This is a genomic window from Mucilaginibacter xinganensis, from assembly GCF_002257585.1.
Taxonomy (GTDB): Bacteria; Bacteroidota; Bacteroidia; order Sphingobacteriales; family Sphingobacteriaceae; genus Mucilaginibacter; species Mucilaginibacter xinganensis.
The window spans coordinates 1022857-1041298 of the sequence record NZ_CP022743.1; the positions used below are offsets into that span (position 1 = coordinate 1022857).

General features: G+C 42.0%; 15 protein-coding genes. 12 read left to right on the forward strand and 3 right to left on the reverse strand.

Going from position 1 to position 18442, the window contains the following annotated elements; all coding sequences use genetic code 11:
• Positions 1-8: 8 nt before the first annotated feature.
• The 5 genes from MuYL_RS04495 to porN all read left to right on the forward strand — a co-directional run bounded on the left by MuYL_RS04495 (position 9) and on the right by porN (position 5968).
• Positions 9-767: a uroporphyrinogen-III synthase gene (locus MuYL_RS04495; protein ID WP_094569390.1), complete on the forward strand. Its 759-nt coding sequence runs from the start codon at positions 9-11 to the stop codon at positions 765-767.
• Positions 768-1234: 467 nt separating this feature from the next.
• Complete coding sequence (gene porK, locus MuYL_RS04500) at positions 1235-2554, forward strand: T9SS ring complex lipoprotein PorK/GldK (RefSeq protein WP_094569391.1); 1320 nt, start codon at positions 1235-1237, stop codon at positions 2552-2554.
• Between the two features lie 50 nt (positions 2555-2604).
• Positions 2605-3414, forward strand: coding sequence for a type IX secretion system motor protein PorL/GldL (porL, locus tag MuYL_RS04505; RefSeq protein WP_094569392.1), 810 nt, complete (start codon positions 2605-2607; stop codon positions 3412-3414).
• 42 nt (positions 3415-3456) lie between these two features.
• The gene (gene porM, locus MuYL_RS04510; RefSeq protein WP_094569393.1) at positions 3457-4995 is read left to right on the forward strand and encodes a type IX secretion system motor protein PorM/GldM; all 1539 of its coding nucleotides are present in this window, start codon (positions 3457-3459) and stop codon (positions 4993-4995) included.
• Between the two features lie 7 nt (positions 4996-5002).
• A complete protein-coding gene (gene porN / locus MuYL_RS04515; RefSeq protein WP_094569394.1) occupies positions 5003-5968 on the forward strand; it encodes a type IX secretion system ring subunit PorN/GldN in 966 nt (321 codons plus the stop codon).
• A 125-nt stretch (positions 5969-6093) separates the two neighbouring features.
• On the opposite strand, the gene uvrC is transcribed toward porN, so the two are convergent.
• From uvrC to porW, 3 genes are all read right to left on the reverse strand, one after another.
• Entirely contained in the window at positions 6094-7920 is a 1827-nt protein-coding gene (uvrC, locus tag MuYL_RS04520; RefSeq protein ID WP_094569395.1) for an excinuclease ABC subunit UvrC, read from the reverse strand.
• Positions 7921-7996: 76 nt separating this feature from the next.
• Entirely contained in the window at positions 7997-10240 is a 2244-nt protein-coding gene (locus tag MuYL_RS04525; protein ID WP_094569396.1) for a transglycosylase domain-containing protein, read from the reverse strand.
• Between the two features lie 6 nt (positions 10241-10246).
• On the reverse strand, positions 10247-13345 hold the full coding sequence (gene porW / locus MuYL_RS04530; RefSeq protein ID WP_449406599.1) for a type IX secretion system periplasmic lipoprotein PorW/SprE: 3099 nt from the start codon (positions 13343-13345) through the stop codon (positions 10247-10249).
• A gap of 126 nt (positions 13346-13471) precedes the next feature.
• Here porW and MuYL_RS04535 point away from each other — a divergent pair, with 126 nt between their 5' ends.
• From MuYL_RS04535 to atpA, 7 genes are all read left to right on the forward strand, one after another.
• Complete coding sequence (locus MuYL_RS04535) at positions 13472-13690, forward strand: AtpZ/AtpI family protein (protein WP_094569398.1); 219 nt, start codon at positions 13472-13474, stop codon at positions 13688-13690.
• Positions 13687-14073 (forward strand): hypothetical protein, encoded by a 387-nt coding sequence (locus MuYL_RS04540; protein WP_157740599.1) that lies wholly within the window; start codon positions 13687-13689, stop codon positions 14071-14073. The genes MuYL_RS04535 and MuYL_RS04540 overlap by 4 nt, the downstream gene beginning before the upstream one ends.
• 15 nt (positions 14074-14088) lie before the next feature.
• Entirely contained in the window at positions 14089-15156 is a 1068-nt protein-coding gene (gene atpB, locus MuYL_RS04545) for a F0F1 ATP synthase subunit A (RefSeq protein ID WP_094569400.1), read from the forward strand.
• A 54-nt stretch (positions 15157-15210) separates the two neighbouring features.
• Positions 15211-15453 carry an ATP synthase F0 subunit C gene (gene atpE, locus MuYL_RS04550; protein ID WP_094572849.1) on the forward strand — a complete coding sequence of 81 codons (243 nt, stop codon included), beginning with the start codon at positions 15211-15213 and terminating at the stop codon, positions 15451-15453.
• An 89-nt stretch (positions 15454-15542) separates the two neighbouring features.
• Positions 15543-16037, forward strand: coding sequence for a F0F1 ATP synthase subunit B (locus tag MuYL_RS04555; RefSeq protein WP_094569401.1), 495 nt, complete (start codon positions 15543-15545; stop codon positions 16035-16037).
• Between the two features lie 149 nt (positions 16038-16186).
• Positions 16187-16738 carry an ATP synthase F1 subunit delta gene (gene atpH, locus MuYL_RS04560; protein ID WP_094569402.1) on the forward strand — a complete coding sequence of 184 codons (552 nt, stop codon included), beginning with the start codon at positions 16187-16189 and terminating at the stop codon, positions 16736-16738.
• Positions 16739-16766: 28 nt separating this feature from the next.
• A complete protein-coding gene (gene atpA, locus MuYL_RS04565; RefSeq protein ID WP_094569403.1) occupies positions 16767-18341 on the forward strand; it encodes a F0F1 ATP synthase subunit alpha in 1575 nt (524 codons plus the stop codon).
• Positions 18342-18442: the final 101 nt, after the last annotated feature.

The following is an 18442-nucleotide window of genomic DNA, read 5'->3' on the forward strand; positions in this document are numbered from 1 at the left end:
AATTGAATTTGGAAGAGAGAAAGAAAAAGGTAAAAAGCATTTTAGTTACTTTGCCTAAGCCAGAAAACGATAAAAACCCGTACGCGGAGCTTGCTAAAAAGCTTAACCTGAAAATTGATTTCCGATCATTTATTCACGTAGAGGGGGTGCCGGCAAAAGATTTTCGTAAAGAAAAAATTAACCTGGCAGATTTTACCGCAGTAATTTTCACGAGTCGTAACTCGGCAGATCACTTCTTCCGTATTTGTGAGGAGATGCGTTTTGATGTGCCCGTTGAGATGAAATATTTCTGCTTGTCGGAAACTATTGCTTTATATCTTCAAAAATATATTCAGTACCGCAAGAGAAAGATCTTTTTTGGCAAGCAAACGGCTTCAGATCTGGCAGAGGTGTTGAAAAAACACTCAGGCGAGAAGTTTCTTTACCCATGTTCAGATGTGGCGGCAGAAGAGACTCAAAAGTTTTTGCTTGAGAATGGCTATAATTTTACGCCAGCCGTGCTGTTCCGTACTGTCTGCAGCGATCTTTCGGATCTGGCAGAAGTGTTTTATGATGTGATAGCTTTTTTTAGTCCATCCAGCATCCAATCGCTCTATAAAAACTTCCCTGATTTTAAGCAAAACAACACCCGGATAGCTGCCTTTGGCGCTACCACACATAAGGCTGTGTTGGAGGCAGGTCTTATTATGGATATCCCGGCTCCTACGCCAGGTGCTCCTTCCATGACCATGGCCATTGAACAATATGTTAAACAAGTTAATAAATAACTGGTAAAATTGATCTGTGATAAAAACGCTCCTAAAGTTGGGGCGTTTTTTGTTTATTAGCTTGATTATTGGAAAATACCGGCCAAATTTATTAAGCGTGCAAAAAAATTGAATGTTTACAATGTCGGGTAATTGATTATTGATCCGGTAAATTTGAGTGTATAGCTTACACTTAATCAGTTACTTAGTTAAAATGTTTTATTATTTGTTTAACTTGGCGCAATAAATTAAAACTTGCTGCAACTATTTTCTTGAAATTCACGTAAAAATGTAAACTAATTAGCATAATTGCATTTAACTAATTAATTATAATAATGCTTTTGTTAGCTGTTAGTTTATGCTATTTGAACTATAAATAGAATAGGTTTGACTGATAAAAAATGTTTTTTGCAATATAATCCGTCAAAATTAATATATTCGGGGGTTACATTGTGTTATATTTATATAGCTAACATTGAAATTTTAAGATGAAACAATTATACTTTTTACTAGGGATTCTGGCAGTTGGGGTTTTAAGCGGCTGCGGCAAAGGGGGTGACAGGGGCGAGTTGACGGGGGTTCCTCAACGCTCTTTCCGTGCAGAGGTTCCCTACGGCATGGTTTACATTCCGGGTGGTTCGTTCCTGATGGGGCAAACAGATCAGGATGTTACTTTTTCTCAAATCGCTCAAACCAAACAGGTTACACTGGCTCCATTCTTTATGGATCAAACCGAAATTTCAAACAGTCAATATCACCAGTTTGTTAACTGGGTACGTGACTCGATAGCTATCACCAATTATATTAACGACGATAAATACTATCTTAAGCCGGGTAAAGGTGCTTCTGTAAACCCAAGCGGTAAAAAATATATTAACTGGGACTATGTGAAAAAATACCCGGTTATGAGCAATAAAAAGGGTAAGGCAAGCGCAGCCAACGCTGCCAAGCTTCAGGGTATGTACTACCAGGGTGATGACCGGGTTTTTGACCGGGACGAGTTAGATGTGCGCTTGCTTAAATATAATTATGCTTTGATGGTTTTGCGTAATGCTGCAGAATATCATCACGATAAATCAAAAAAACGTTCAGATTTCATCTTGCGTGACACCGTGCCGGTTTACCCTGACACGCTTGTTTGGCTAAGCGATTTTTCCTATGCTGCCAACGAGCCAATGACCGAAGCGTATTTTTCGCATCCTGCATTCCGTAATTACCCGGTGGTAGGTGTTACCTGGCGCCAGGCACGTGCATTTACAGTATGGCGCACACGCTACAACGAAGCGTATAAAGATTCAAGAAAACTTGCTCACCGTGCCCGTTATGAACTTCCTAATGAAGCGCAGTTTGAATACGCATCACGCGGCGGAAGAATAGGCACAGATTATCCTTGGGGCGGCCCCTATGCCAAAAATGCAAAAGGTTGTTTGCTGGCTAACTTCAAGCCGGGCAGGGGTAATTATACAGATGATGGCGGAGCTTACACCGTAAATGTTAAATCGTACTTTCCCAATGATTATGGACTGTATAACATGGCCGGCAACGTAGCGGAGTGGACCATGTCAGCCTTTGACGAATCTGCATCAACATTCGTACATGATTTAGCACCAACATTTAATTATGAAGCTAAGGCCAGCGATCCTGAAGTACTGAAACGCAAAGTTGTTCGGGGTGGGTCATGGAAAGACATCGGTTATTTTCTTCAAAACTCAACACGCACTTATGAATACCAGGACACCGCAAAATCATACATCGGTTTCCGCTGCGTAACCTCTTACCTTGGTCGTGACATCAGGGACAAACGATAATACACACAAAAACCAAATAAAAAATAACATTTAATCTTTTTCAAATTACTATGGCTGGGAAGAAACAACCTTACGGAATTAATAATATCGTATCATGGGGCGCAACAGTGGTTATTGTGGGCCTGATGTTTAAAATATTGCACTGGCCCGGGGCTACCTGGTTTATTGCAGGAGGATTATCGGCTGAGGCCATTTTATTCTTCCTTTTAGGATTCCAAAGAGAAGAGAAGGAAATTGACTGGAGGCGTGCCTATCCGGAACTTGACGAGGATTATGATGGCGAATTGCCAAAAGCCGCCGTTAAAAAGGCCATACCACAGGGGGACAGCTTTTCAAACACTGCTGCTTTAGATGCGATGTTAAGCGAAGCAAAAATTGGCCCTGAGTTGATCAACAGCCTTGCAAGCGGCTTAAGAACATTTGGCGATAAGGTAAACTCTATATCACGAGTTACTGACGCTGGTGATGCAACTATTGCTTTCACCAATAAAATTAAGCAGGCCACCTCAAGTTATGATAATTTAAGTGCTTCGTTTGAAAAAGCCTCTGCAAATTTGGCTGAGATGGCGAACTCAAATGTTGATTCAAAATCATACCATGAGCAGATCAACAAAATGGCTAAAAATTTAACCGCCTTAAATGCTGTTTACGAGTTGGAATTACAGGACTCAAGCAATCATTTAAAATCGATGAATAAGTTTTACCAGGAGATGTCTTCAACTATCCAGGATTTTAATGCATCGGCAAGCGATTCGAAACAGTTTAAGGATGAGGTTAATAAATTAGCTAAAAACCTGTCAACATTAAATTCAATATACGGCAATATGCTTTCAGCAATGAATCAGCCACGTGTTAATTAAGGGTACTATTTTTATTTAATTAAAACATAACATTTACGACAAATGGCTGGAGGTAAGCAAACCCCAAGACAACGAATGATGGGAATACTTTACCTGGTACTTTTGGGCCTTGTGGCTCTTAGTGTACCGGATAGTTTATTGGACGCATTCAAAAATATAAAGAATAGCTTAGATACGTCGACATCAAACGTAGACAAAGGAATCAACGATACATATAACGCTTTTCAAAGTAAGCTTAAGGAACAGCATGACCGCGCTCAGCCTATATATGACCGGGCGAAAAAGGCGTCAGCATTGTCAAAAAGCTTAAATGATTATATACAAGCGTTAAGAGATGAATTAACTACAGCAGGCGGTGGTATAAATACTACTACGAATGATGTTGATGCACGGGATAACCTGGATGTTTCACCACATACCATGATAGCCGGAAAAAAAGGCGAAGAATTGCGTCAAAAAATTAATGAAACACGTGCGGGCTTACTTGCTTTACTAAAAGATGAGAAAGAAAGAGCCGGTGTGAATTTTTCTCTTGCCGCTGAAGATCCTCCTGCAACCGCAGGACAAGGGCCCGCAAAGACCTGGGAAGACGCTTACTTTGGGGAAGGAATTCCCTTAGGCGCGGCCATGACAACGCTTGCGAAAATACAAACCGACAATAAAAACGCAGAAAACGAAGTAGTTAAGAAGATTTTAGGTGAAGTCGATCAGGCCCAGGTAAATCTTGATCAGTTTGCCGCCGTAGCTGTAGCGCCAACAAGCTATGTGCTGGTAGGGCAGCCTTACACTGCCGAAGTATTTCTTACCGCTTATGATTCGAAACTATCTCCAAGCATTACAGTTGGTGGATCTTCATTACCAACTGAATCAGGTAAAGGTAAATACATTGGCAGCACAAGCAGTGAGGGCCAGCATACCTGGACGGCGACCATCAACGTGAAGCAAACTGACGGAACCGTTAAAACATACACAACACCGGCACAAACTTACATGGTAGCCCGCCCTTCGGCGGTGGTATCGCCTGATAAGATGAATGTATTGTATATTGGTGTTCCAAACCCAGTTTCGGTTTCTGCACCAGGCATTCCAAAGGAAAAACTTAAAGTTAGTATTTCGGGCGGAAGCTTAAGCGGTTCAAACGGACACTATGTGGCTACTGTAAGCTCAATAGGCGAGGCCACCATTACTGTTTCGGGCGAATTAGCACCGGGTAAATCATCAGTTTTAGGCAGTTCTTTATTCCGTGTTAAACGGATCCCTGATCCAAAACCTATGTTTGCCGGAAAAAGCGGTGGAAACACAAGTGCTGCTAACATAAGGGCGCAGGACAGGCTTTTTGCTAAACTTGAGGGCTTTGATTTTGATGCTAAATTTAACGTAACCCGTTTTACTTTAATGATTGCTAAACCTCGCCAGGATGTTGTATCATATACAGCAAATGGTGGCGAACTATCAGGCGCTATGCGTTCTGCAATGAACAGTGTTACACCAGGCACAACTGTTGTATTTAAAGAGATTATTGCCGTTGGCCCGGATGGTACACAACGTGGTCTTGACCCGATTGTATTAACCGCTAATTAAAAGAATTATGAAAACAAGGATTTTAGTTGTTTTACTTTGTTTAGCTTGCATCTCATCTTATGCACAGAGAAAGCGCAAGAAAAAAGCTACAGCACCTGCGCAAACAGCGCAGCAGCAACAACCCGCAACATTTAGCCCTAACGCTGCTACAAGTGCAAAACCAACGGGTATTGATACTACTAAAAAGGCAGGGCCGGTAAAGCCTTTTGAAAGACCCCTTGATGGCTATTTTAAAAAGACCAACATTTTAAGCGCAAAAGTAACCCCATATCCTAATTTAAGAGAATCTGACGTAGCTTTTGCAAAAAGGGTGTGGCGTGAAATTGACCTTCGCGAAAAAATGAATGCCTACCTGGTATCGCCAAAGCAACGTTTAATAGATGTTTTGCTGAATGCGATTGATGCCGGCGAACTAACCGCGTATGATCCGATCTCAACAAAAGATGACCCGGGAGGCGATAGCTTTAGTGTGCCTTTGGCACAGGGAAAAGCCCGCAGTAAAATGGCCGACAGCAGTGTGGTTGATAAGTTTGATGCCAATGGTAACAAGGTAGGATCTACTGTACAGGCAGGTGAGTTTAATCCGGACAGTGTAATCAAATTCCGCATTAAAGAAGATTGGGTGTTTGACCGCCAGCGTTCTATTTTTGAACCGCGTATTGTTGGTATTGCCCCAATGATTAAAGTGAAAATCGCTAATAACGAAGACTATCAACCGGCATTTTGGGTTTATTTTCCTGAAGCAAGGCATATATTAGCCACCAAAGAAGTGGTAAGCCGCAACAGCGACGCTACGGGCTTGAGTTTTGATGACGCTTTTGTAAAAAGGATCTTCACCAGTTACATCGTCAAAGAATCAAACGACAAGGATGAACGGATAAAGGATTATGCCAGCGGTATAGACCGATTGTACGAGGCGGAACGAATGAAGAAAACCCTAATGGACTGGGAACTTACTTTGTGGCAGTATTAATGTTAGTAATTAGAGAACAGAGATTAGTTCTGTAAAATATATGAAGGGCCATGCAAATTTGCATGGCCTCTTTTGTTTTACGCTGCCCGAAACCAGAGGCATTGAACGAAGCAAAGTTTTTTAATCTAATCTCCGGTCTCTAACTTCTGATCGCTAACTGAAAAATAAGAAATTATTGCCTTAGCCAGTTTCATATTGACCACCTCCTGTAACTCAACTTCGGTTGCGATGCGTATTTTCTTTACCGACTTAAAGTACTTAAGCAGTTTTTCGGCAGTTGTTTTGCCAATACCATCAATCAGCTCAAGTTCGGTTACCAGTGTGCCTTTATCGCGTTTTTTACGGTGAAAGGTGATACCGAAACGGTGTGCCTCATCCCTTAGCTGCTGAATTACCTTAAGGGTCTCTGATTTTTTGTCGAGATACAATGGGTATTGGTCACCGGGGTAATAAAGCTCCTCCAATCGTTTGGCAATGCCTATAATCGTTACCTGCTTATCAATACCAAGCAGTTTAAGGCTTTTTAGTGCGGATGAAAGCTGCCCTTTGCCACCGTCAATAACGATTAGCTGTGGAAGCTCTGTGCCTTCATCAAGCATGCGGCGGTAGCGGCGGTGAACGGCTTCTTCCATCGTGGCAAAATCATCGGGGCCCTCAACCGTTTTAACATTAAAGTGGCGGTAATCTTTCTTTGACGGTTTGGCATCCTTAAACACCACAATTGCCGATACCGGGTACTTACCCTGGAAATTGGAGTTGTCAAAGCATTCGATATGTCTGGGCAGCTGGTTCATTCGCAGGTCCTTCATCATTTGGGTAAGCAGCCTTTCGGTTCTTATCTCCGGGTTCAGTTTTTCATACTGATCCATCTTGTCCCTTTTAAAGAAATGAACGTTCTTCTGCGAAAGATCAAGTAATTTCCTTTTTTCGCCCAGTTTGGGTACCGTGAATTTTATCTTATCATCATCCAGGTCAATATCAAAAGGTACAATGATTTCTTTTGAGTGGCTTTCATACCGGGTCCTGAATTCTGATATGGCCAATGTTAACAGCTCTTCATCACTTTCATCCAGCCGTTTTTTAAGCTCAATGGTTTGTGTTTGGATGATGGTGCCGTTCATCACCTTTAAATAATTAACAAAGGCATATTTTTCTTCGGATGCAATGCTGAAAACATCCACATCTGTGATGGATGAATTTACAACCGTTGATTTACTTTGGTAGTTATCCAGCAACTCGAATTTTCTTTTCAGGCGATGGGCCTGTTCATAATTCATGTCGCTTACAGCCTTTTCCATGTCAGCCCTGAGGTTGCGAAGCACAGCGCCGATTTTGCCATTCAAAATATCAGTAATCTCTTCAATGCTGTGGTCATAATCCTCTTCAGTCTGGTAATCCTGGCAAGGGCCTTTGCAATTGCCCAATTGGTACTCCAGGCAAACTTTGAACTTTCCTTTAGCGATGTTCTCTTTGGTGAGCGGCAGGTTGCACGTGCGCAAAGAGAAGGTTTCCTTTATCAGCCCGAGGATGTTATGCATCATACTTACCGAGGCATAAGGCCCAAGATATTTTGAGCCATCACGAACAATGCGACGGGTATAAAAAATACGTGGAAAATGCTCGTTTTTAATAATGATCCAGGGGTAGGTTTTATCATCCTTCAGCATCACATTATAACGCGGCTGGTGCTTTTTGATCAGGCTGTTTTCCAGCAGCCAGGCATCAACTTCGGTATCAACAATGGTGAAAGTTATATTCCTTATTTTTGATACCAGTACCCTTGTTTTTGCGTTTACATGGCTATCCTTATTAAAATAGCTGGTAACCCGGTTGCGCAGGTCTTTGGCTTTACCGATATATATCAGTTCCTTTTCATCATCCCAAAATTGGTAAATGCCCGGCTTGTGGGGGATGTTTTTTAATATAGCCCTGTAATCAAACTCTTTAGTCATTAGTTATTGATAGGAAATACTTACAACGCTTTAAACGCTTCTAAAGCTCATGGTCAACAATATGCAACCTATAAAATCAGAATCCTAATTTCTTATCTACCTCAGCGGTTCCTTGTTGCTGCTGTTTGTAGGCATTACAATCCATTACAATACTCACTCCGCCTTTTGGTGCATCAAAGTCAACATTTCTTTTTATGCCCAGGGCAGGGTTATCGTAAACGCGTTTCATAAAGCCGGCAAAAATTGGCAGGGCCGAATTAGCGCCTTCGCCCAACCTTGTGGAGCGGAAATGGATATCGCGGTCTTCACAACCTGTCCATACACCGGTAACCAATTGAGGGGTAATGCCCATGAACCAGCCGTCGGAGTTATCCTGTGTGGTGCCTGTTTTGCCCCCAACAGGATTATGAAAGCCGTACGTGCGGATTAATCTTGAACCTGTACCATCCTCAATTACACCTTTTAACATATAAGTCATTACATACGCGGTTTGGGCGTCCATAGCCTGTACAACCTTCGGGGTATGGGTATATATCACGTTACCGTTTCTATCTTCAATACGTAATATATAAGTAGGTTCCGTCCATGTGCCGTGGTTGGCGAATACCGAGTAAGCTCCCGTCATATCAAAAACTGATGCATTGAAAGTTCCAAGGCAGATTGACGGATATGGCGGTACGTCGCTGGTTATCCCCATTTTTTTTATCAGTTCCATTACCGGGATGGGCTTAACCTCATTCATTACATACGCTGCAACATAGTTCTGCGACCAGCCCAGCGCCTTTTTAAGTGTTATAGAACCTTGTAGCCAATCTGATGCCGATTGCTTAGGTGTCCATGGAGCAGAGCCATATCCGGTTATAGTAACAGGTACGTTATCTACCTCCTGACAAGGCGAAAATCCGTTTTCAATAGCCACCGAATAAGTAAATGGCTTGGCAGTTGAACCAACCTGCCTGGTTCCGTATTTTACCTGGTCATATTTAAAATGCTCAAAGTTGGTGCCGCCTACCCATGCTTTTACATAGCCTGTGGTAGGGTCCATGCTCATTAAGGAGTTGCGGAGCATCATTTTACTGTACACAATAGAATCAATGGGTTTCATTACCGTATCAATATTGCCCTTCCATGTAAAAAGCTCTAAACTGTCAGGTGTATCAAAATTTTGCCTGATCTCTTCTTCAGATTTCCCCTGCAGCTGTAACTCCTTGTACCGGTCAGACCTGAACATCCCCTGGTCAAGTATTAATTTGTAATTTTTAATGCTCTTTGCCCTGTTAACACCTTTCCACTGTGCATTAAACTCTTTTTGCAGGGTGGGCATGTAATCACGCTGTGCCTGCTCGGCGTATTGTTGCATGGTCGCATCAATGGTCGTATATATTTTTAACCCTTCGCGGTCAAGATCGTAAGGGGTGCCATCAGATTTGGTAATATTTTGATCTTTAAATATTTTTTGGATCTCCTGTTTTAATACCGCCCTGAAATAAGGAGCAGGCCCGTCATTATGGGTAATTTGGGTAAAGTTAAGGCCTAAAGGTTTTTCTTTCAGTTCGGCTAATTGCCCGCTGCTTAAAAATCCCTGGCCTTCCATTAGTCCCAAAATAAGGTTCCGGCGATTTAAGGCCCTGTCCGGATGTCGGATAGGTGAATAAACGGCCGTTCCCTTGAGCATTCCCACCAGCATTGCAGCCTGATCAGGTGTAAGTTTATCAGGCGTAACATTAAAATAAGTACGTGCGGCGGATTTTATCCCGAATGTATTGTAAGCACCAAAATCAACCGTATTTAGGTACATGGTAACTATTTCCTGTTTAGTGTACCTGCGCTCCAGCTGTATGGCAATTATCCATTCTTTCAATTTTTGAGTAAAACGAACAAAGGGGTTATGCGAGATCTGGCCCGAAAAAAGGTTTTTTGCCAATTGCTGGGTAATGGTGCTGGCTCCCTGTTTTTTGCCTATCAGCGTAAAGAATACAATGCCCGGCAAACGCTGAAAATCAATGCCGGAGTGCTCGTAAAAACGAACGTCCTCGGTGGCTACCAAAGCATTTACCACGTTTGGCGACAGCTGTGAGTAATTTACACTTGACCGGTTTTGTACATAGTAGGTGCCTAAAACTGTTTTATCAGCGGCAAGCACTTCCGACGCCTGGGCGCTCTTGGGATTTTCAATAGCGCGGAATGAAGGCAGCTGGCCAAATAAACCAAAATAAGTTACTACCAGCATCAAAACAAAAAGTGCTAAAAAAGCGATAACGGTTTTCCATATATACCAGTTATACCTTCGTATATCCTGTTGTGCCAGTTTAATGATCATAATAAGTTAGAAGTTTTTTTGATAATAATCCAAATAACTATCCAATAGTTTTGCGTCGGCTAATTTATTCAGATTTTCCTGCGAAATGATAAAAAAGCTGTATTTATCCTTTGGTACCTTCATAATATCGGGCAGCAATGGCACAACCTCGCGGGCATATTTTTTTACGTCGGCCAATGACGGAAATCTGCCAACATATATTACCTGGTTATCAGCTCCCACCGGTAACAGCTGGTGTTTAATCCCTTTGCCTGGATAGTTAGCCCTTATAAATTGCCCAAAACCAAAACGTGACGATGCCAAATTAGTTGTTCCGCTTTTAACATTTACTGCAAAATAGTAATTGGTGCTATCATGCATAGTGAAAACAGAAAGTACAACATCCGGTTTTATCTCGCTGCCATCAGCAGTTGCCTTTATAACTACATTTTGTTGTACAGTTTGTGCAATAGTATCGCGTTTAACTGGCGGCGGTAAAGTATCCTGCTTTACCGGAGGTGTAGTTACAGGTGTAACAGGTGCGGGCTGTTGCGCAATTACTTCGGGCTGTTTGGCCTGTTCAGGCTGCTTCGCAATAACTTCAGGCTGACTGGCAGGAGGCTGCACCGGGGCAGGCAGTTGCGGGACCTGTTTTATAATTACCTGTGGTTGTTTAACCGGCGGTAATATGGCAGGTGTAATTTGAGGCGTTTGCCTCGGTTTTTCTATGGCTATTTGCTGTGGCCTGTCAATCCTAACCTGTGGCTGATTGATCGTGTTTGGATCTACCTGTGGACGGTACGCCGTTTCTTTCCTTAAAGCCCGGTCAAGGGTAAAAGGAATTTCCTGCGGGTTGTCATCTATCAGGATGGCCGGCCTGGCCTGCAAATCAGCAAGGTTAGCGGTTATGTACGCCAGTTGCTGGTTAACCAATGGGGTAACCAGCTTATCATCAGGAAAGTTCTTTGCTATCAGCTGCAGGCTATCAGTAAAAGGAGCGACCTTTTCATTATGCCCTTCTGCAATTGTTTTAAGATAGTACAGCTGCGCCGACAGTTTATTACCCGGGTATTGCTTAATTAGCTGTGGTACGCCTGCAATTACCTCACTGTATTTTTTTTGTGCGTAAAGATCAAATACCTTGTTATAAGCTTGTGTAAACTCTGCATTTTCATCCTCCAGCTTTTTGGCATAATCCGGATCTGAAATTATTTTAGCAAATGGCGTACTGGCATAGTCTCTCAGGAGGATATTTTTATAATTATCAGACTTCGCCTTGTCGATGTCGGCATACAGCCTGTACAGGTTATAATAAATGGAAGCCTTATTAGCGTCATTAGGGAAACGGCTCAGAATAGTTTCATATATCGAGGCCGCCTCTTTTTTATCACCCAAAATATCGCGGTAAAAGTTTGCAATATCTATGTAAGCGTGATACACCTTAATGTTCGATGCTGAAAGCAACTCAGGAGTTAGGGGTAATCCTTTTATTAGTTCCGCACGATAGCCACCGGCTGTTGGCGTTTTAGGATTAGCACCAGGCTGCCCGGTAATTAGGGCGTCAGGGTCAGTATTGGCGATATTTACAGCATTGGCAGTGATGTCGCTGTTTGACCGGCTGCTGCGGCGCCAGTCATCTTCCAGCTTCCGGTTGCCCCATTTACGTTTAAAGTCGCTGTAGCCCTGGCTAATGGCGCTGGTATTATAAAAATAAAATGAACTGCCGCCAGAATTGCCCGATGATGAAAGAGATTTAGCGCCAACCCTGCCCGTTTTTGCGCCTGCATTGCTTCCCGCACTGTTGTTATCAAGCAGGTCGGCACCATTATCCAATATGTTATTGCTTTCGTTAACTGAAGCTGCTGCAGTTGCGGCTTTAGTTTCTGCCTCTTGTTCCAGAATCTTGTCGCTAACCATTTTATCAATCACGGCATTCCTGGCTTTCTCATCCATTTTGGCAAGGGCCTGCAAAGTATCCTCGCGGGCAATGGTTTGGTAGCCATCTGCAAGCAATTGCAAGTTAGCATTTGTCTTTTTTATGGCTTGATAACCGGGATAGTTTAAGGGCAGCGTGGTTAGTGTGCTGTCATAATATTTTTTCGAGGTCAGGTAGTCAGCTTTGTTTTTAAAGTAGATATTGGCCAGCCGCAGATAGGAGAGTCCTTTTTGGTTTTGGTTCGATAAACTGTTTCTAACCGATAACTTGTAGTTTTTTATAGCTCCGTCAATGTTTTTGTCCCGCATCTGAAGTTCAGCCGCCTGGAAATAGATCTGGTCCTTAAATTCTTTGTTATTTGGCTCTTTTAAAAGCGCCATCAGGCGTTGCGTCCGGTCGGTTTTAATTCCGTCGCGGGCATCCTCAATCCTTATCCTGTTCAAACTGGCATTAAAGGCCATCTCAAACGAAACATTGCTGCTTGCAATTTTACTGTAGCTGTTAATCGCGTCGGCGGGCTTTTGGTTAAGTTCCTGCAACTGGCCTAAAATATAATTAAGGCGCAGGCGCTGCATTTTATCGCTGCAATGGCTTATCGCATCTTTGGCCATTTCCTCGCCATCAGTATATTCCTGCACACTGATGTCATATTGTAGCTTGGTTGCATATATATCGGCAATAAGCTGTTTATTTTTTTTAGGGTCGATATTTTGAATGGCACTGTCAATTGCAATTTTAGCCTGCGGTAGTTCGTTCAGGTGCATCAGTGCCCGGGCTTTCCAGGTAAGCGCATCCTGTACAAGATCTGGCCGCTTTGGGTACGATTTGATCACGTAGTTAAGAAACTCCGTAGCATTAAAATAATTCCCCTCCAGGTAATTTGCTTTTCCCAAAACCAGGTACGCATCGCCCTGGTAATTGCTCTGCTCTTTTATGTTTATTATTTTGTTTGCTTTAACAATGGCTTCTTCCAAATCTTTATCAGGGGTTCCTGACTGGGCAATGGTATCCGGATATACACTTAACAACTCGTTATAATTGTCAACAAATGAAGCAGCATAACCAACCTGCTTTTGCCTTAATATCTCTTTAGCGTTAAAAAGAATATTGTAGTGAGCGGTTAGGTTTTGCATGGTGCGGTTAAAACCGCTTTTTTTTTCAAGGGAACATCCTGCTATAATGATTGCCACCGTAAAAAGCAGGAAGTTAACTTGTTTTAATACTTGTAATTTATAAAATCGATTCAATGTAAAACATGGTTATAAAAGCCTTGCTAATTTACTAACTATTATGCAATAGGTTTAATAAATTTGCACATGGCTAAAGATGAACAAAATGGTAACAAGGGGATGAGCAATTATGCTAAGTTTACCGGCATTGCCTTCCAGATGATTGCCATAATCGGCGTGTTTACCTATGCAGGTTATAGGCTTGACGAGTCTGCACAACATACCACCAAATGGCTTACCGCAGCATTATCCCTGCTTGGCGTATTATTATCCATATATATTGTTATTAAATCATTAAAAGATTGAGAATTTATAAACCCATAATATCATTTTTGATATTCACCATGCTGCTGGCCTTGCCGCCGCTTTATTTGAAATATTTTGAGGATGGATATCTGCTCGTTCCCGGCTTTTGGACGATCTTCTTTTTCATTTCAGCATTAACGTTAATTGTTTTTGTGGTGGTTTTAACGGTACAACAAAAAAACAATGAAATGTATGCCCAGGCCTTTTTAGGGGCCACTACTTTTAAATTGCTGGCGTGCCTTATTTTCGTATTAATATTCATTAAAAAAGGCCGTCCTGAAAAGCTATTTTTTGTGGCAGATTTCATGTATTTATATTTCTTAAATACTGTCTTTGAAATTTACGGTTTGTTACGTACCTTGCGCAACCAAAATTCAAAGTAAAAAAGTTCATTCTAAATGGAAAAAAGGTCGATTTTGAACTCAAAAATTTTCAAGCAAATACGCATTTACGCGGTTTTTATAGCCTTCTGGGCAATTCCCGCCCTTGTTTTTGGGCAGGAAAAGGCCGAACCCGATAACGGAAAAGCATTTGATCCGAAGGAGGCAATTTTTGAGCACATTGGTGATTCTCATTCATGGCATACCTTTGGTAAAGCAACTATTCAGCTGCCGGTAATAGTTTATACTGATAAAGGGCTTGAGGTTTTTATGTCAGGTAAATTTTTTAACGAAAAGCACGAGGAAGTGCCTTATACAGGTAAAAATTATACCTACCTGCTTGAAAAAGACAAGGTAAAGGTTGCGGACGCTGCCGGTAAGGTTGACGAATCGAAAAAAGTATATGATTTTTCAATAACCCGTAACGTAGCAAGTATGTGGTTTGGAATGATATTATTACTTATTATTTTCTTTACGGTAGCAGGTTCATATAAAAAGCGGTCGGGCAAAGCGCCAAAAGGATTGCAATCTTTTATGGAGCCGCTGATATTGTTTATCCGCGACGATGTTGCTATCCCGAATATTGGTATTAAGTATGTACGCTACATGTCGTTACTGCTTACCGTTTTCTTTTTTATATTAATTAACAACCTGCTTGGTTTGGTGCCATTCTTCCCCGGCGCCTATAACCTTACCGGTAATATAGCAGTAACGCTAACGCTTTCATTTATCATCTTACTGGTTATTAATTTTAGCGGTAACAAATATTACTGGAAACACATTTTTGCACCCGATATTCCGCTTTGGTTATATATCATCATGGTGCCGGTTGAGTTGATTGGCATTATATCAAAGCCTTTCGCATTAATGATCCGTTTGTTTGCAAACATTACAGCGGGGCACATTATTGTACTCAGCCTAATATCATTGATATTTATTTTCAAAACGCTTGCAGTATCGCCGGCTTCAGTAGTATTCGTAGTGTTTATGGATTGTATTGAGTTGTTGGTGGCATTTTTACAGGCATACATTTTTACCATGCTTTCGGCGCTGTTTATAGGTATGGCGGTGCAGGAGCATCATTAATAGTTCAAATAATTAATTATTTATATATACATAAATTATCAAACAATGATTGGAATGATCGGAACCATTGCTCAAGCTGTAGTTGCAGCAGGAGTAGTAGGTAAAATTGGAACGCTTGGTGCAGGTTTAGCTGTTATCGGTGCAGGTATCGGTATTGGCCAAATCGGTGGTAAAGCTGTTGAGGGTATTGCCCGCCAGCCAGAAGCTGCTTCCAAAATTCAAACAAACATGATCATCGCTGCGGCACTTGTAGAAGGTGTTGCTCTTTTTGCGGTGGTTGTTGCCATGATTGGCTAAAAAACAAAAATATCCCGGAGCGGTTGGCTCCGGGAATATTTTCAAGAAATTATTAGAACGAATAGTCTAACATTACATTAAGTATTTATATGGAGTTAGTTACACCTGAGATAGGTTTAGTTTTCTGGACAACAATATCATTCCTTATATTATTGTTCTTATTGCGCAAGTTTGCCTGGAAGCCAATTTTGGGCGCTGTGGCTGAACGCGAAAACACTATAACCAAAGCACTTTTGCAGGCTGAAGCAGCAAAGGAAGAAATGGCCCGCTTAACAAGCGAAAATGAAAACCTGCTGAAGCAGGCACGTGCCGAGCGCGATGCTATTTTGTCAGACGCAAACAAGGTAAAGAACCAGATCATCAATACTGCTAAAGAAGCGGCACAGAAAGAAGGCGCACGCCAGATAGAAATTGCCCGCATCGAGATCAACAACCAGAAGTCAATTGCTATGGCTGATATTAAAAATCAGGTAGCATCACTTTCACTGGAGATTGCTGAAAAAGTATTGCGCAAGCAATTTGAAGATCAGAAAAAACAAGACGAATTGGTTAAGGATCTTTTAAGGGACGTAAAGCTTAGTTAATTGATTCCGGAATTCAAATTTCGAACACGAAAATTTGAACCTCCGAAACAATTTAGAAACCAAGAACCGGGCGTTCAAAATTTCAGATAAATCCGAAATCGAACATCCGACATCCGAAATAAGAAAACTTCCGAAATCCGAAAGAAAATATGTCAGAATTAACAGTAGCAGCCAGGTACGCAAAATCAATCATTGATCTTGCCCGGGAACAAAATTTGGTTGAGCCGGTAAAGGGCGATATGGAACTTTTCCTGCGCACCCTGAAAGCAAATCCTGAATTAAGAGCGGTTTTGGCTAACCCAATCGTATCACATTCAAAAAAAGTAAAAATACTCGAAGAGATTTTTGCTTCGAAAGTGAACAAGGTAACGCTTGCGTTTTTTAAGCTGATGGTTAATAAAGGCCGCGGCGAGGTTTTATATACCACAGCGGGAGAATATGTGAACCTTTATGATATCAAAAACAATATCATTCACGCTTCAGTGGTATCGGCAACAGCATTGTCTGAAGCCAATAAACAAACCATGATAGCCGATATAATAGCGGCAACAGGTGGAACTGTAAAACTGGAAACAAAGGTTGACGCTAACCTGATAGGGGGATTTGTATTAACCGTTGGCGACAGGCAGATTGATACCAGTATAGCAAGCGATCTGCATAAATTAAAGAAAGAATTTGCCACAAGGGCAGTAAGTAATTAAAAACTAAAACTCTAAAATAAATTTAAAAATGGTAGAGGTAAGACCGGACGAAGTATCAGCAATTTTGCGTCAGCAATTGGCAGGCTTCAAGTCAGAATCTGAGTTAGAAGAAGTGGGTACCGTACTCCAGGTGGGTGATGGTATTGCACGCGTTTATGGATTAACAAAAGTACAATCGGGTGAGCTGGTTGAGTTTGGTACTGGTTTACAGGGTATCGTACTTAATCTTGAAGAAGACAACGTGGGTGTGGTATTGTTAGGTAAATCTGACGATATCAAAGAAGGGGATACCGTTAAACGTACTAACAGGATCGCCTCTATCAATGTAGGCGAAGGCATGCTTGGCCGTGTTGTTGATACATTGGGTACACCTATTGATGGTAAAGGACCTATTTTAGGCGAAACCTATGAAATGCCTTTGGAGCGTAAAGCGCCTGGTGTTATTTATCGCCAGCCGGTTACTGAGCCTTTGCAAACAGGTATTAAAGCTATTGACGCAATGATCCCTATCGGCCGCGGACAACGTGAGCTGGTAATCGGTGACCGCCAGACAGGTAAAACTGCTGTTTGTATCGATACCATCATCAACCAAAAAGAATTTTACGATGCCGGCAAACCGGTAATATGTATTTATGTTGCCTGCGGCCAAAAGGCTTCAACGGTTGCAAACATTGTACGCACCCTGGAAGAAAAAGGCGCTATGCCTTATTCAATAGTTGTTGCAGCTAACGCATCAGACTCTGCTACCATGCAGTTCTTTGCTCCGTTTGCAGGTGCCGCTATTGGTGAATACTTCCGCGATACAGGTCGCCCGGCTTTGATCATTTATGATGATTTGTCGAAGCAAGCAGTTGCTTACCGTGAAGTATCGTTATTATTGCGTCGCCCACCGGGCCGTGAGGCTTATCCAGGTGACGTATTTTACCTGCACAGTCGTTTATTAGAGCGTGCCGCTAAGATCAACTCAAATGATTCAATTGCCCAGGCGATGAATGATTTGCCTGAATCTATCCGCGGTATCGTAAAAGGTGGTGGTTCATTAACCGCATTGCCTATCATCGAAACACAGGCTGGTGACGTATCAGCGTACATTCCAACCAACGTAATCTCAATTACTGATGGTCAGATCTTCCTTGAATCTAACTTATTCAACGCAGGTGTTCGCCCGGCTATTAACGTAGGTATCTCGGTATCACGTGTAGGTGGTAACGCGCAGATCAAATCAATGAAGAAGGTTGCCGGTACTTTGAAACTTGACCAGGCACAATACCGCGAACTTGAGGCTTTCTCAAAATTCGGTTCAGACCTTGATGCTTCAACTAAAACAGTACTTGATAAAGGTGCACGTAACGTTGAGATCCTTAAACAAGGCCAGTATTCTCCGGTTACTGTTGAAAAACAGGTTGCTGTAATTTACCTGGGTACTAAAAACCTGATGCGTAACGTACCGGTTAACAAGATCCGTGAGTTTGAGGCTGAATTTACAAGCCAATTGGAAGTGCGTCATCCTGAAACATTGGCTGCGTTAAAAGCAGGTAAGTTTGATGATACCATTACAGGAGTGCTTGAAACAGTTGCTAAGGAACTGAGCGGAAAATATTAATTTAGTGAATAGAGAGTGGAGAGCGGTGAATAGTTAGCAGTGAATAAATATAAAAATTTACCACTCACCATTCACAACTCACCACCCACTGATAACCACTC

Excerpts from the sequence above, each read along its gene's own strand:
- porM (WP_094569393.1), top strand. The coding sequence starts at position 3,457 with ATGGCTGGAGGTAAGCAAACCCCAAGACAACGAATGATGGGAATACTT.
- uvrC (WP_094569395.1), bottom strand. The coding sequence starts at position 7,920 with ATGACTAAAGAGTTTGATTACAGGGCTATATTAAAAAACATCCCCCAC.
- atpB (WP_094569400.1), top strand. The coding sequence starts at position 14,089 with ATGGAAAAAAGGTCGATTTTGAACTCAAAAATTTTCAAGCAAATACGC.
- atpA (WP_094569403.1), top strand. The coding sequence starts at position 16,767 with ATGGTAGAGGTAAGACCGGACGAAGTATCAGCAATTTTGCGTCAGCAA.
- porL (WP_094569392.1), top strand. The coding sequence starts at position 2,605 with ATGGCTGGGAAGAAACAACCTTACGGAATTAATAATATCGTATCATGG.
- atpH (WP_094569402.1), top strand. The coding sequence starts at position 16,187 with ATGTCAGAATTAACAGTAGCAGCCAGGTACGCAAAATCAATCATTGAT.
- atpE (WP_094572849.1), top strand. The coding sequence starts at position 15,211 with ATGATCGGAACCATTGCTCAAGCTGTAGTTGCAGCAGGAGTAGTAGGT.
- porK (WP_094569391.1), top strand. The coding sequence starts at position 1,235 with ATGAAACAATTATACTTTTTACTAGGGATTCTGGCAGTTGGGGTTTTA.
- porN (WP_094569394.1), top strand. The coding sequence starts at position 5,003 with ATGAAAACAAGGATTTTAGTTGTTTTACTTTGTTTAGCTTGCATCTCA.
- MuYL_RS04535 (WP_094569398.1), top strand. The coding sequence starts at position 13,472 with ATGGCTAAAGATGAACAAAATGGTAACAAGGGGATGAGCAATTATGCT.
- MuYL_RS04555 (WP_094569401.1), top strand. The coding sequence starts at position 15,543 with ATGGAGTTAGTTACACCTGAGATAGGTTTAGTTTTCTGGACAACAATA.
- MuYL_RS04525 (WP_094569396.1), bottom strand. The coding sequence starts at position 10,240 with ATGATCATTAAACTGGCACAACAGGATATACGAAGGTATAACTGGTAT.